The organism is Rhizobium sp. P1_B8 (assembly GCF_056406515.1).
In genome coordinates, this window is record NZ_JBFTZZ010000015.1 from 142,588 (window position 1) to 156,790 (window position 14,203).

At 61.1% G+C, this 14,203-nt stretch carries 10 protein-coding genes; 7 read left to right on the forward strand and 3 right to left on the reverse strand.

Going from position 1 to position 14,203, the window contains the following annotated elements:
- Window positions 1–165: 165 nt before the first annotated feature.
- A complete protein-coding gene (locus tag AC1D2N_RS18380; protein ID WP_245484580.1) occupies window positions 166–1,215 on the reverse strand; it encodes a LacI family DNA-binding transcriptional regulator in 1,050 nt (349 codons plus the stop codon).
- Window positions 1,216–1,317: 102 nt separating this feature from the next.
- Complete coding sequence (locus AC1D2N_RS18385; protein ID WP_130729586.1) at window positions 1,318–1,953, reverse strand: TetR/AcrR family transcriptional regulator; 636 nt, start codon at window positions 1,951–1,953, stop codon at window positions 1,318–1,320.
- Window positions 1,954–2,063: 110 nt separating this feature from the next.
- Here AC1D2N_RS18385 and AC1D2N_RS18390 point away from each other — a divergent pair, with 110 nt between their 5' ends.
- The 5 genes from AC1D2N_RS18390 to AC1D2N_RS18410 all read left to right on the forward strand — a co-directional run bounded on the left by AC1D2N_RS18390 (window position 2,064) and on the right by AC1D2N_RS18410 (window position 10,131).
- Window positions 2,064–3,137, forward strand: coding sequence for an efflux RND transporter periplasmic adaptor subunit (locus AC1D2N_RS18390; protein WP_130748203.1), 1,074 nt, complete (start codon window positions 2,064–2,066; stop codon window positions 3,135–3,137).
- Window positions 3,134–4,219 carry an efflux RND transporter periplasmic adaptor subunit gene (locus AC1D2N_RS18395; protein WP_130748204.1) on the forward strand — a complete coding sequence of 362 codons (1,086 nt, stop codon included), beginning with the start codon at window positions 3,134–3,136 and terminating at the stop codon, window positions 4,217–4,219. The genes AC1D2N_RS18390 and AC1D2N_RS18395 overlap by 4 nt, the downstream gene beginning before the upstream one ends.
- Entirely contained in the window at window positions 4,216–7,290 is a 3,075-nt protein-coding gene (locus AC1D2N_RS18400; RefSeq protein ID WP_130748205.1) for an efflux RND transporter permease subunit, read from the forward strand. The genes AC1D2N_RS18395 and AC1D2N_RS18400 overlap by 4 nt, the downstream gene beginning before the upstream one ends.
- A gap of 67 nt (window positions 7,291–7,357) precedes the next feature.
- Window positions 7,358–8,527 carry an alpha/beta hydrolase gene (locus AC1D2N_RS18405; protein WP_018245904.1) on the forward strand — a complete coding sequence of 390 codons (1,170 nt, stop codon included), beginning with the start codon at window positions 7,358–7,360 and terminating at the stop codon, window positions 8,525–8,527.
- A gap of 152 nt (window positions 8,528–8,679) precedes the next feature.
- Complete coding sequence (locus AC1D2N_RS18410) at window positions 8,680–10,131, forward strand: NCS1 family nucleobase:cation symporter-1 (RefSeq protein ID WP_047620729.1); 1,452 nt, start codon at window positions 8,680–8,682, stop codon at window positions 10,129–10,131.
- Between the two features lie 65 nt (window positions 10,132–10,196).
- On the opposite strand, the gene AC1D2N_RS18415 is transcribed toward AC1D2N_RS18410, so the two are convergent.
- Complete coding sequence (locus AC1D2N_RS18415) at window positions 10,197–12,080, reverse strand: HAMP domain-containing methyl-accepting chemotaxis protein (protein ID WP_130748206.1); 1,884 nt, start codon at window positions 12,078–12,080, stop codon at window positions 10,197–10,199.
- A gap of 199 nt (window positions 12,081–12,279) precedes the next feature.
- Here AC1D2N_RS18415 and AC1D2N_RS18420 point away from each other — a divergent pair, with 199 nt between their 5' ends.
- Entirely contained in the window at window positions 12,280–12,990 is a 711-nt protein-coding gene (locus tag AC1D2N_RS18420; RefSeq protein ID WP_130729588.1) for a DUF4272 domain-containing protein, read from the forward strand.
- A 161-nt stretch (window positions 12,991–13,151) separates the two neighbouring features.
- Window positions 13,152–14,195, forward strand: coding sequence for a magnesium and cobalt transport protein CorA (locus AC1D2N_RS18425; protein ID WP_018245900.1), 1,044 nt, complete (start codon window positions 13,152–13,154; stop codon window positions 14,193–14,195).
- The last annotated feature ends 8 nt before the right edge of the window (window positions 14,196–14,203 follow it).

The following is a 14,203-nucleotide window of genomic DNA, read 5'->3' on the forward strand; positions in this document are numbered from 1 at the left end:
GCGCGCTTCGGTCTTTGTTTTGGGCATGGCTCTCAAGCGGTCGTCCATTGTTGAGTGACATGCACCCTTGCTGGGCAGTGAAGTTCACACCTATTCGTCTGAACCGCTCCAAATTTGTTCAGGCAAATGCCGGGGAGTTGAGCACAATCCCCGGCACCCAAACATCTAGCGCGGCGGCGCGATGCTGCCGCGCAGGACGAGATGGCATCCGAGTTCCAGGCGATGGGCCGGCCGCTGCGGATCGTTGGCGATCAGCCGCTGTTCGATGAGCGCCAGGGCGGCAGCGCCGAGCCTGTCGGTGGGAACGCTGACTGTCGAAAGCGGTGGGCGGCTGAATTCGCCGGGGACGATGTCATCGAAGCCCAGGACGGAGATCGCTTCGGGCACGCGTATGTCGCGATCGGCCAATGCCTTCAGGCAGCCAAGCGCCAGGTTGTCGGCGGCGCAGAAGACGGCGGTCGCCCCTTTCATCGTGGGATCGCGGTCGAGCAGCGTGTTGATGGCAGCCTCGCCGTGCCTGGGCTCATATCCCTCGGCCTCGACGATCATGTCGTCGGGTACGGGAAGCTGGGCGGCGAAATAGGCGTCGGTAAAGCCGTCATATCGGCGCTGGATCGTTGTGCGGCCCTTCCAAGTCAGGTGCAGGATGCGGCGATGCCCGAGTGCGAGCAGGTGCTCGATGCCGAGCCTTGCCCCGAAGCGGTTTTCGGGGGTGACCGTATCGACCAGCATGGCCGGGTCTTCGCCGTTGACGATGACGACGGGCATATCAGGGGAGGCGAGGCTACGGATGAGTTCCGGCTGATCATCGTTCAGAACCACGATGCCGTCGGCGCGCTCGGAGAGGGCGATCTGCCTGACCTGGGCGCCGTCGATGCGACGGCCGGTGCTGACAAAGGGCACGATCCTGATGCCGCGGCGCTCGCACTCCCTGCGAAGGCCGTTGAGGATCGTCCAGCTCACCAGGTTGAGGTCGCTCTCCGGCGCGGCATCGTCGGGAATGGCGAGAAGCAGGACGCGTAAGGTCGCGATCGTTGCCTTCTTCCTCCGGCGGTCGAGGTAACCCAGGCGTTTTGCCGAATCCAGAACCCTCTCGCGCACCTCGATTGTCAGCGGTGCGGTTCCGTTGAGTGCGTGCGAGGCCGTGCTCAGCGATACGTCAGCATCGCGCGCGACATCCTTGAGATTGACTTTGCGTTCCACTTTTTCCGTCACGAATTGAGGTCATACCTTCGAAGGCATGGCTAACTCGATGTTTTTACATAAAAACTTGAGAAAAGCTACGTGCCTTGCGCGGTATTTTTCGTCATTCGGCGATCAGTTCTTGGCAAGCAGGCCGTTGAGCAACAGGTCGAAATAGGCCCGCAGGAAGGCCTCCTTATTGGGAGTGAGCACGCGGCGGTCGTCGAATATCAGCCGCAGAACTGTTGTCGTCAGGATGGGCGCGACCACGATTTCGGAGAATTCCACCGGAATTTCGCGAAACTCCCCTGACGCCACACCCTCCAGAATGAGAGCGTCGACCTTGGCGATGATCGGCTCAATGAACTGATCGTGGTGGCGGTCGATCAGGTCGGGGAACCGGTGTCCTTCGGCAATGACGAGGCGCGTCAGCTCGCGAGTCGTGCGATCCTCGGCGATTTGGTCGTACAGCAGGCCGAGAATGGAAAGCAGCCGGTCGGTGGCGCTGCCGCTGAGGCTTGCGGTGATCCCCAGCAACTCCTGAAACGGCACGGAGAAGTGGTTGATCATGGCTTCGAAAAGCTTCTCCTTTGTCTCGAAGTAGACGTACACCGTACCCTTGGTGACGCCGACCCTGTCGGCGATGTCTTCGACGCGCGTGCCGGTGAAACCGCTTCTCACGAACTCCTCGAAGGCGGCATCCAGGATCTGGATGGGCCGCAGCGCTTTCTGTTCCGCGCGCGTGATCTTCTTCTGATTCTGAGCTGCCATTTGCCTCGCCTCCCGTATTGCGCACGCCCGCGTTCCTGCGGCACAAAGTTTCATTGACTAATGCGTCAGTCAATTATATAGGAGCTGCCGTTGAGAGCAAGAGGTCAACTATGAGAACCATTCTGGTCGCCACAGCGATCGTATGCGCCATCGGTCTCGGATCATGCAGCGATGAGCGCGGACCGACTGAGCCAACCCCACGGCAGGTCGGCGTTGTCGTCGCCAAGCCTGAGCCGTTGGTCCAAGGTGGCGCAATCACCGGAGATGTCCGCGCTCGTGTCCAGACCGATCTGTCCTTCCGCGTCAGCGGCAAGATCATCGAGCGGCTGGTGGAGGTCGGGCAGTCCGTGAAGGCGGGGCAACTCCTCGCGCGCATCGATCCGGAAGAGCAGAAGGCTGACCTGGATGTGGCGGCAGCCAATCTTCAGTCGGCTGAGGCGCAACAGACCCAGGCGCAGCTCGCATACGACCGCCAGCAGAGCCTGTTTCGAACGCAGGTGACGACGCGTGCGGCACTCGACCAGGCGCAGGAGGCACTTCTGACCGCGCAGGCATCGACGAAGTCGGCGCAGGCGCTTTTCGAAACCGCCCAGGATACCCTGTCTTATACGGAGCTGAAGGCGGATGCCGACGGGGTGATCACCGCGCGCAACGCCGAGGTCGGGCAGGTGGCGCAGGCCGCCCAGGTCGTCTTCACCCTTGCCCATGACGGCGACCGGGATGCCGTCTTTGAGGTGGTCGAAAGCGCGTTCCTGCGCCCGATCGACGCCGACGGGACCGTGACCCTTCTGTCGAACCCAACGCAGAAGATCGCGGCGAAGGTTCGCGAGATTTCGCCGACGATCGATTCCTCCACCGGAACCATCAAGGTCAAGGTCGCGATATCGAGCGACGCTCCGATCCCTCTCGGCGCTCCCGTCGTCGGAAGGTTCAATTACGTCTCGCAGGACGTCATCCAGCTTCCCTGGTCGGCCATGACGTCCAAGGGCGGCAAGCCTGCCGTCTGGATCGTCGATCCCGCATCCTCTGCGGTTTCGGCAAGGGCAGTGGATGTCGCCGGCTACGAGACCGGCAGCTTCATCGTGAAGTCGGGCGTGTCGGAAGGAGATGTCGTGGTGACCGACGGGACCAAGTTCCTCAGGGCGGGTGAAATCGTGTCTTATGTCAAGGAAGCTTCCAAGTGAGTATTCGTTTCAACATAGTCGCACTGATGGTGGGCACGGCCCTGATCTCCTCTTGCGCACCGCAGGAGGAAAGCAAGGACGAAGCGCCCCGTCCCGTGCTGTCGATGACAGTCAAGCAGACGGCCGCTACGAGCCTAGGCCTGACCGGTACGATCGAGCCGACGATCGAGACCGAACTCGGCTTCCGGATTCTCGGACGGATGATCGCCCGCAACGTCAATGTCGGAGATCTCGTCAAGAAGGATGATGTCGTTGCCGCGATCGATCCGCTGGCGCTGGAGCTTGCCGTGCGCAACGCGCAGTCGGACGTGGAAAATAGCGACGCCCAGCTCAGAAACGCGGTGACGACGGAGCAGCGCCAGCGCGCGCTGCTGGAGTCGCGCTCCGGCACCGAAGCCTCGCTCGAGGAGGCCGAGCAGGCAAGGCGAACCGCCGCAGCCGCCGTCGCCAAGGCGCAGGCCAATCTCGACAAGGCCAGGGAGCAGCTCGGCTATGCGCAGCTTCGGGCGGAATTCGATGGCGTTGTGACGGCGACCTCGGCCGAGGTCGGCCAGGTGGTGTCGGCCGGCCAAACGGTCGTGACCATCGCCCGGCCGGACAAGCGTGACGCTGTGGTCGACGTGCCCCAGGCCGCCGCCCAGAAACTGAAAATCGGCGCGCCCTTCGAAGTGACGCTGCAGCTCGCCCCGACGATCCGCACGTCGGGAGTCGTGCGAGAGATTGCCCCGGAGGCGGAGACCGCCACCCGCACGAGCAGAACCAAGATCGTGCTCGCTGATCCGCCTGAAGCCTTCAGACTCGGCTCGGTCGTCACTGCTTCTGCAACCATCGCTGCAGATCCTGAGATCGTGCTGCCTTCCTCGGCAATCCTTGCCGGCAGCGACGGCCCGAGCGTCTGGATCGTCGATGCGCCCGCCAGGAAGGTATCGCTCCGCCGCGTGAAGATCGACGGCGACGTCGAAGACGGCGGCACCGTTCGCGTCACCGAAGGGCTCGCCCCCGGAGAAAGGGTAGTCGTGGCAGGCGTGCATAAACTTGAAGATGGCCAGGCCATCAGGATCGACCAGGAGATCAGCCAGTGAAGTCCTTCAATCTTTCCGACTGGGCGCTCGAACACCGTTCGCTCGTCTGGTACTTCATGATCGTCTTCATTCTCGCAGGCGCCTTCTCCTACGTGAAACTCGGCCGCGAGGAAGATCCGAACTTCACGATCAAGACGATGGTGATCACCGCGCAGTGGCCCGGCGCCTCCGCCGATGAGGTGACGCGGCAGGTGACCGACAGGATCGAGAAAAAGCTCCAGGAACTGGAATCGCTCGACTACACGAAGAGCGAGACTGTTGCCGGCCAGACGACCGTCTTCGTCGAGCTGCTGCCGACGACCAAGGCAAAGGATGTCGCGCCGACCTGGCTGCGCATCCGCAACATGATCGCCGATATCAAGGGCGATTTCCCCACCGGGGTCGTCGGTCCTTTCTTCAACGATCGCTTCGGCGACGTCTTCGGAAACATCTACGCCTTCACCAGCGATGGGCTTACCCAGCGCCAGCTTCGCGATCTGGTGGAAGATGCCCGTTCCAAGGTTCTGACAGTGCCCAACGTGGGCAAGGTCGATGTGGTCGGCGCTCAGGACGAGGCGATCTATCTCGAATTCTCCACACGCCAGATCGCAGCGCTCGGGATCGACCAGCAGTCGGTCATCCAGACCCTGCAGGCTCAGAATGCCGTCACGCAGTCCGGCTTCGTTGACGCCGGGCCGGAGCGCATCGCATTGCGGGTCAGCGGACAATTCACCTCCGAGGACAGCCTGAGATCGATCAATCTCCGAATAAACGACCGCTTCTTTCCGCTGAGCGACGTCGCCACGATCAAACGCGGCTACGTGGATCCGCCCTCGGCGCTATTCCGCTTCGACGGCCAGCCGGCGATCGGGCTTGCCATCGGCATGAAGCAGGGCGCCAATCTTCTGGAGTTCGGCGAGGGGCTCGACGCACAGATGAAACGTGTCGTCGCTGATCTTCCGATCGGCGTGGACGTCCACCGCGTTTCCGATCAGCCGGCCGTGGTCGACGAAGCTGTGTCCGGATTTACCCGCGCGCTGTTCGAAGCGATCGTCATCGTCCTGATCATCAGCTTCATCAGCCTTGGTCTTCGCGCCGGCATGGTGGTGGCGATCTCCATTCCGCTCGTCCTGGCGATCACCTTCGTGGTGATGGAATATTCCGGCATTTCGCTTCAGCGCATCTCGCTCGGCGCGCTCATCATCGCGCTCGGGTTGCTTGTCGACGACGCCATGATCGCCGTTGAGATGATGGTGGCCCGTCTGGAGGCGGGCGACGATCTGAGGAAGGCCGCCACCCACGTTTATACATCGACCGCCTTCCCGATGCTGACGGGAACGCTCGTCACCGTTGCCGGCTTCATTCCGGTTGGTCTCAACAACAGTGCTGCCGGTGAATTCACCTTCACGCTTTTCGTGGTCATCGCAGTTTCGCTGATCGTTTCCTGGGTCGTGGCGGTGCTGTTCACGCCGCTTCTCGGCGTCACGATCCTGCCGAAGACGATGAAATCGCATCACGAGAAGAAGGGCCGCTTTGCCTCGGTCTTCTCCTGGCTTCTGGGGCTGGCGATGCGCTGGCGCTGGGTCACCATCATCCTCACGGTCGGCGTCTTCGGGCTTTCCATTGGCGGCATGGGGCTGGTGCAGCAGCAGTTCTTCCCGAACTCGGACAGAACCGAGCTCGTCATCGACTGGAACCTCCCCCACAACAGCTCGATTGCCGAAACCAACAAGCAGATGGCCACGTTCGAAAAGGAGATGCTGGCCGACAACAAGGATATCGATCATTGGACGACCTATGTCGGCCAGGGTGCGCCACGCTTCATCTTGTCCTTTGACGTGCAGACGCCCGACGTGTCGTTCGGACAGACGATCATCGTCACGAAAGGGCTGGACGTGCGCGACAAGGTGCGGGCGGAACTGCAGGACTATCTGACGAAAACCTTCCCCGGCACCGACGCCTTCGTCAAGCTTCTCGACATCGGTCCGCCGGTGGGCAAGCCGGTCCAGTACCGGGTCACCGGCCCCGATATTCAAAAGGTCCGCGATCTCTCGCAGCAGTTTGCCGGCGTCATGGGATCACACCCGCTTCTGGCAAACCTGGTCCTGGACTGGAACGAGCCGTCCCGCGTGGTGAAGGTCGATGTCCTGCAGGACAAGGCGCGCCAGCTCGGCGTATCCTCCGAAGACATCGCCACCGCCCTCAACGGCATCGTCGAAGGCTCGACAGCCACCCAGGTTCGAGACGACATCTACCTGGTCAACGTCATCGGCCGCGCCAGGGCATCCGAGCGCGACTCCATCCAGACGCTTGAGAATCTGCAGCTCTCCACCTCCAACGGCAAGGTCGTGCCTCTCTCCGCCGTGGCGAATTTCCGCTACGAGCTCGAGCAGCCGACGATCTGGCGTCGCGACAGGCAACCCACCATAACGGTCAAGGCAGCCGTCGTCGGTCCGACGCAACCGGCCACGATCGTCGACCAGCTGAAGCCCAAGGTGGAAGAGTTCCAGAAAAACCTTCCGGTGGGATACAAGGTGGAAGTGGGCGGCGCGGTCGAATCCAGCGCCGAGGCTCAGGGGCCGATCGCAGCGGTTGCTCCGCTGATGCTGTTTGCGATGGCGACGATCCTGATGATCCAGCTGCAAAGCTTCAGCCGCCTCTTCCTGGTGTTCGCCGTCGCGCCGACGGCGCTGATCGGCGTGGTCGCGGCGCTCTTGCTGAGCAATGCTCCTATGGGCTTCGTCGCGATCCTCGGCGTGCTGGCGCTCATCGGCATCCTGATCCGCAACTCCGTCATTCTGGTCGTCCAGATCGAGCATCTGCGCAGTGAGGGAATGGCGCCCTGGCAGGCCGTCATCGAGGCCACCGAACACCGCATGCGGCCGATCATGCTGACGGCCGCGGCGGCCACGCTGGCGCTGATCCCGATCTCGCGCGAGATCTTCTGGGGCCCGATGGCCTACGCCATGATGGGCGGCATCGTCGTCGGAACGGCGCTCACCCTGCTGTTCCTGCCTGCGCTCTACGTCGCGTGGTTCAGGATCCGGCGGGATGAAGGCGTCGTCCAGGCCGATGTCGTGGCAGAGGCGTGATCGACGTCCATCGCATGCGGCCGTCGCGGCGGCCGCTGCAGGTCCTGGCTTCCAAGGAGAGAACTCGATGACGGGCCAGCGGTTGAATGAGTTTCCGTTGGGGGCCAAGATGATGCTGGTCGCGATCGGCCTGGCGATGCTTGCCGGTTGCGCTACACGACCGTCGCCTGATGTGTTGAACCCGGTCCATCTGCCGGTTCATCTCAATGCATCGCTTCAATCCGATGAAGCCGCCTCGAGCCGCGTAAACGTGCTCGCTGCGACAAACAGGAACCCCGATACCGCGCGCGGCGGGTTCGGGAGCGCATGGGCTGACAATCTCACCTACGAGCAATATGCGTTTTCGGTCCCTCCCAACCGGAAGGACACCGCGATCACATATCCGACCTCGAGGCCAGATCCCGAACGCCAATTTGCCGTCATCCAGCGCAAGCAGCTTCCAAAGGACGCATTCGTAGAGGAGGCGCTCCGCTCCACGCAGTCCGATGGCACCGTCGGCATCTTCGTCCATGGCTACAATTATAGTTATCAAGAGGCGTTGTTTCGCACCGCCCAGATCGCCGCGGACGCCAATATTCCGGGCTCTCCGATTCTGTTTTCCTGGCCATCGGCCGCCGCCGTCGCAGGCTATGTCGCCGACCGCGATGCGGCGCTGTCCTCGCGCAGCGACCTCGACTCGCTTGTCACCTCGCTCTCGGCTTCAGGAAAGGTGAAACGCATCATCCTTTTCGGACATAGCATGGGAGGATTCCTGGTCATGGAGACCGTGCGCCAGCTCAAACTGCAGCATCGTGACGACGTCATCGATAAACTGGCGGTGATCCTGGCCGCCCCTGATATTGACATCGATGTTTTCCGGTCCCAGCTGAAGGATATCGGGCGGATGCCGATCCCGATATCTCTTCTCGTTTCGAAGGACGACCGGGCGCTGGTGGCCTCGAGCTTCATAGCGGGAGAGCGGGCGCGTGTCGGACGTCTCGATATCGACGATCCCGTCATCAGGGAGGCTGCCTTGAAGGAAAGGCTTCGGGTCATCGACATTACGTCGATCCAGGCGTCCGACGGGCTGGGGCACGACCGCTACGCATCGCTTGCCAAGTTCGGCGCGCAGCTTGCCTCCTTCGAAAGCGGGAGACGGTCGAGCGCCGGCGACGTTGGCGCCTATGTCTTCGATGCCGCCGGCGCAGCAGTCGCAAGTCCCTTTCGGCTGGCCGGACGTGTTGTCGGCTCGCAATGATGAGAACTGCTGTCTCAGGCAGGCGCACATGGCTAATCCTGAGGCATCGTCAAGAGATGTGTACAATGTGACTATTAAATTGTCAGCTGCACAAATGAAGAGCAGACTTCCGCCTGTGGTCGATTTGGCCTCAAGGATAGGGGAGGGCATTCATGAGCGTACGAAATCCGTCTCCCTCGTTATACAACGAGGATCTTGCACCCGCCGAGGAGCGTAAATGGGGTGCATTCAGCATCTTTAACGTCTGGACATCAGACGTCCACAGCCTGTGGGGTTACTATCTGGCGGCGAGCCTGTTCCTGCTGTGCGGCAGCTTCGTCAATTTCGTCATCGCCATCGGCATCGGATCTCTGGTCATCTTCGTTCTGATGAGCCTGGTCGGCAATGCCGGCGTGCGCACCGGCGTACCCTTTCCGGTCCTGGCGCGCGCCTCCTTCGGCACGTTTGGGGCGAATGTTCCGGCACTGGTCCGGGCGGTGGTCGCCTGCTTCTGGTACGGGGCGCAGACCGCCGCCGCATCCGGCGCCATCGTCGCGTTGCTGATCCGCAACGACAACCTGCTCGCCTTTCACCAGAACAGCCACTTCCTCGGCCACTCGACCCTCGAGGTCATCTGCTACGTCATCGTCTGGGCGCTGCAGCTACTGATCATTCAGCGTGGGATGGAAACGGTTCGCAAGTTCCAGGATTGGGCCGGTCCGGCCGTCTGGATCATGATGCTGGTGCTCGCAGTCTATCTGGTCGCCAAATCAGGCACCTTCTCCTTCGGGTCCGAAATCCCGCGCGACGTGCTGATCGAAAAGACCAAGGATGCAGGCGTGCCGGGTGAGCCTGGTTCGATTGCAGCGCTTGCCGCCGTGGCCGCCACATGGATCACCTATTTCGCGGCTCTCTACCTGAATTTCTGCGATTTCTCGCGCTACGCAACGAATGAAAAGGCTCTCAGGAAAGGCAACCTCTGGGGGCTTCCGATCAACCTTCTGGCGTTCTGCCTGGTCGCAGGTGTTACGACCACCGCCGCCTTTACGGTCTACGGAGAGGTGCTGCTGCATCCGGAACAAATATCGGCGAAATTCGACAGCTGGTTCCTGGCGCTGCTGGCCGCGCTGACATTCGCGATCGCAACGCTCGGCATCAACGTCGTGGCGAACTTCGTGTCGCCGGCCTTCGACTTCGCCAATGTATTCCCGCGCCAGATCAACTTCAAACGCGGCGGATATATCGCCGCCCTGATCGCTCTCGTGCTTTACCCGTTTGCTCCCTGGGAGACGGGTGCGGCGCATTTCGTCAATTTCATCGGATCGACGATGGGGCCGATCTTCGGCATCATGATGGTGGATTACTATCTCATCCGGAGAAGCCAGCTGAACGTCGAAGCGCTCTATCATGAGAATGGCGAGTTCCGGTTCCAGAACGGATGGCATGGCAATGCCTTCATCGCATTTGCGGTGGGCGTGCTCTTCTCATCGATCCTGCCGACCTTCACCACCATCCTGCCGGACTGGTGGGGAACCTACGGCTGGTTCTTCGGCGTCGCCATCGGCGGGGCGATCTATTTCGTGTTGAGAATGGGCGCGAGGCGCAATCCGGCCTTCGCGGCATGATCGAATGAAAGCGCCCGGCAATTGCCGGGCGCCTTTTCATATCTGGTTTTCTGCTGTCGCCTGTTTCAGCGGCGTGCGGCAACCGCATGCACGGCTGAACGAGCGGCGGGCTGCGCCATCGTTCTCGCCGTCGAGCGAAGGGCCGAGGAATGGCTAGTGGCCACATCGTCGAGCTTGAACTGGGCGATGAGCTCGCGAAGCTTCTGGGCTTCCTGCGCGAGCGAATCGGATGCCGCCGTCGACTGTTGCACCATGGTTGCGTTCTGTTGCGTGGTCTGGTCCATCCGGTTGACCGCGACGTTGACTTCGCTGAGGCCGATGGACTGCTCCTTCGCTGAGGTGGCGATCGAATCCATATGGTGATTGATCTGGGTAATGAAGCCGCCGATGGTCTTCAAGGCCTGGCCGGTATCGCGCACCAGCTTGACCCCGCCTTCCACCTCCTTCGAGGAGTTCTGGATCAGGCCCTTGATTTCCTTGGCCGCACTTGCCGAGCGCTGGGCGAGTTCGCGCACTTCCTGGGCGACGACGGCGAAGCCCTTGCCGGCTTCGCCGGCTCTCGCGGCTTCCACGCCGGCATTCAATGCGAGAAGGTTGGTCTGGAATGCAATTTCGTCGATGACGCTGATGATGTTGGAGATCTGCTGCGACGACGTCTCGATGCGTCCCATCGCCTCTTCGGCGTGGGAAACGACTTCCGCCGAGACCCCGGCGCTGCGATTTGCCTCCGTGGCCACCGTGCGCGTCTCCTCGGTTCGCTTGCTGGAGTTCGACACGTTCGCCGTGATCTCTTCCAGCGCGGCCGCCGTCTCTTCGAGCGAGGCGGCCTGCTGCTCCGTGCGCTTTGCAAGATCGCTCGCCCCGGAAGAAATTTCCCGCGTGCCTTCGTCGATCGTGCCGATGCTGTCGGATATTGCTCTCAGCGTCGCGCCAAGCTGGTTGACGGACTGGTTGAAGTCATGGCGTAGCGCCTCGAAGTCGGGGGCGAAGGTCTCGCTGAGCTGGAAGGCGAGGTCGCCTGCGGCCAGCCGCTTCAAACCGGCGGCGAGACCCGAGGTAGCGATGCGCAGCCGTTCCGAGGCGTCAGCCTCCGCCTGCTGCTGGGCGGCAAGGCGATCGGCCTCCGCCCTGTTGCGGTTTTCGTCGGCTTCCATTGCCATCCGCTTGTTGGTGATCGCGGCCTGGCGGAAGATCTCCACCGCTCCCGCCATCGATCCGATTTCGTCGGCGCGGTCGGCGAACGGAATCTCTGAACCGGTGTCTCCCTCGGCCAGCCGCCGCATCGAGGCGGTGATGCCGGTAATCGGATTGGCGATGCCCGTCAGAACGAAGACGACGGCGCCGAGAACGAGCAATCCCGCAAAGCCGATCGCGGCAAACAGCTCGAATTCTATCGAGGCGAAGGTCTCCTTGCTGAGTTCGGCGGCCTTGTTGCTGCCGCTGACGTTTAGTTCGACCAGGGCCGCAGTTGCTTCTTTGAGCTTATCCGAATGCGAGCGCATCTCTCCACCCAGATATTGTCCGGCTTCCTCGGTCTTGTTGGCCCGGGAGAGGACGAGCAGTTGCGAGCTGCTGGCGATGTAGCCACCAACGCTCTCCTTGATCGTCTTGATCAGTTCGCGCTCGTGGTCGGATGAAGCCAGCGGGAGATAGGCGTCCACCGCTTTGCCAACTGTATCCTCGGCGACTTTAATGGCCTCTTCGCGCGTCTTCTTTTCTGCATCCGACTGCGCGATGATGTGATCACGATAGGCGAGGCGCAAATTCGCCATGGCGAGATTGATCGCCTGCGACGCCTGCACGCTCGGTAGCCAGTTGGTCGCAATTTCTTCGGTGGAGCCGTTCGTATTTCGAAGACCGTCGACCGCGAGATACGCGACAAGCCCGAAAAGAAGAGCTATGCCGCTGAAAATCAACAGCAAACTCGATTTTATGTTTGGACGACGCATTGAAAGCCCCCATCGAACATCCGGTTTCATATCGGATTGGCCAAGGACTTTTTTATCCAAAAAAATTTAACGATTTGTTCCATATGTAAAAACGCCGTTTACCAGTTTTCCGGAAAACTGCTGCCGCCTTCGCGCTCCGGCTCCCGCTAAAGCAGCAAAATGCCTATCGATGCTGCGGCACGGATGACAGGAGCCAGAGATGATGAAGCGCATATTTTCCGCCCTTCTTGCATTGATTCTTCCGGTGCAGGCAGCCGTTTCGCAACCCGCTGACGAGGCGGGGGCACGCAAAGCCCGGTCTATCGCCCAGCTTCAGTCGGAAGGCGTGCCAACCATCGATCATCTGCCGACCATCGAGCCCGAGAGCGAGAGCACTCGCCGAAATACAAAGGCTGTCGTTCAGCGCACGATTGCGCTAGCGATCGTTGCCGTGAAAGGCGAGACCGGCGACCACGAAATGGGTCAGGCTCTCATCCGGCAGTTCGACGCCGCAAGTTTTTTCACCCCGAAAGAACGGGTCTTCATGGACGATCCCGATCCCTCGGATCAGGACCGGACCAACTTCGCCTGGCGCTACGAGGGCGTGCACGTCATGTTATGGGCGCTCGGGATCACTTCCGATCTTGAACGCCCCGACCATATTTGCGACGTGCCATTCATTGCCAACACACTTCGCGAACTGGGAACCGACGGCCTGATGCGTCGTGCCAAGCTGCGTCCGCAGAAAGAACTGCTCGACGCTGCCGATCTCATTTACCGCTACGATTGGGCCGCAGTGAACGCGCGGCTGAAGGGAGAGGAGCCACCTGCCGGATTGGACAAGGGCGTGGTTTACGAACGGCATTATGCCCTCAACTGGCTGACCGGCTACATGGATCAGGATTGGGACGATATTTCCACGGACACATGACGCCGCCCGGCGCCGGGCCACGACGAAGGCGCCTGGTCAGACCACGCACCGACGCGGATGATGCATGTTTTACGAAATAGCATTATGATCGGCTGAGCGCCTGACTGGCGGAGGGGCTGGCCGCGGATTTGTGATCCGCGCGGAATGGAGGACGGCAGGATTTGGAACGGCTAAAGGATCTGGACAGTATTTCCGCGCAATCAGGTGGCGGTTCCACATCGCCTCCGTATGAACGGCCCGGCGTCGTGGCTGCTGCCGTTTACCAGCATGGGCAACGCATTCGCGACATCAGGATAGAAGAGGCCGGCGAATGGCGAAGCAGGGAGAATGCCATCGTCTGGATCGGCCTGCACGAGCCGGATGAAGTGCTGCTGCACCAGGTCCAGGCCGAGTTCAATCTCCATCCGCTGGCGATCGAGGATGCAGCGCAGCCGCACCAGCGCCCGAAGCTGGAGATTTATGGGGACGCGATGTTCATCGTCGCCCGGACCGCCCACATGAAGGATGACGAAATCATCTTCGGCGAAACGCATTTGTTCGTCGGTCGCGGTTATGTCGTCTCCGTTCGCCACGGGGACTCGTCCTCGTATCTCGCGGTGCGGCAGCGATGCGAGGCCACGCCGACAGCGCTTGCCCACGGCGAGAATTATATTCTCTATTCCATCCTTGATTTCATCGTCGACAATTATATGCCGGTGATCGAGGTCGTGCAGGAGGAGGTCGAGAAGCTCGAGGATCTGGTGCTGCGCGAACAGCTGGCAAAGTCTGACATCGAGCGCCTTTACCTGTTGCGGCGCAAGCTGCTGCGGCTCCGCAATGCCGTGGTGCCGCTGGTAGACGTCTGTCGGCGATACGAGCACATCGATCTTCCCGGCATGGATCCGACGCTCCAGTCGCTGTTTCGCGATGTGACGGATCACGTGCGCCGGGTTCAGGAAGATATCGATGCGCTACGCGAGGTTCTCGCCTTTGCCTTCGAGGCCAGCGTGATGATTGGCCAGACGGAGCAGACGGCGATCGCCCGCCAACTCGCCGCATGGGCGGCGATCCTGGCCGTTCCCACCGCGATCGCCGGTATCTACGGGATGAATTTCAGCGATATGCCCGAACTGAAATTCCAATATGGCTATTTCGTCGTGCTTGGTGTTATCGCCTTCTTGTGCCTGTTTCTCTTCAGTTTCTTCCGTCGGAGGAAGTGGCTCTAGATATGAAG

Excerpts from the sequence above, each read along its gene's own strand:
- AC1D2N_RS18385 (WP_130729586.1), bottom strand. The coding sequence starts at position 1,953 with ATGGCAGCTCAGAATCAGAAGAAGATCACGCGCGCGGAACAGAAAGCG.
- AC1D2N_RS18390 (WP_130748203.1), top strand. The coding sequence starts at position 2,064 with ATGAGAACCATTCTGGTCGCCACAGCGATCGTATGCGCCATCGGTCTC.
- AC1D2N_RS18405 (WP_018245904.1), top strand. The coding sequence starts at position 7,358 with ATGACGGGCCAGCGGTTGAATGAGTTTCCGTTGGGGGCCAAGATGATG.
- AC1D2N_RS18410 (WP_047620729.1), top strand. The coding sequence starts at position 8,680 with ATGAGCGTACGAAATCCGTCTCCCTCGTTATACAACGAGGATCTTGCA.
- AC1D2N_RS18415 (WP_130748206.1), bottom strand. The coding sequence starts at position 12,080 with ATGCGTCGTCCAAACATAAAATCGAGTTTGCTGTTGATTTTCAGCGGC.
- AC1D2N_RS18420 (WP_130729588.1), top strand. The coding sequence starts at position 12,280 with ATGATGAAGCGCATATTTTCCGCCCTTCTTGCATTGATTCTTCCGGTG.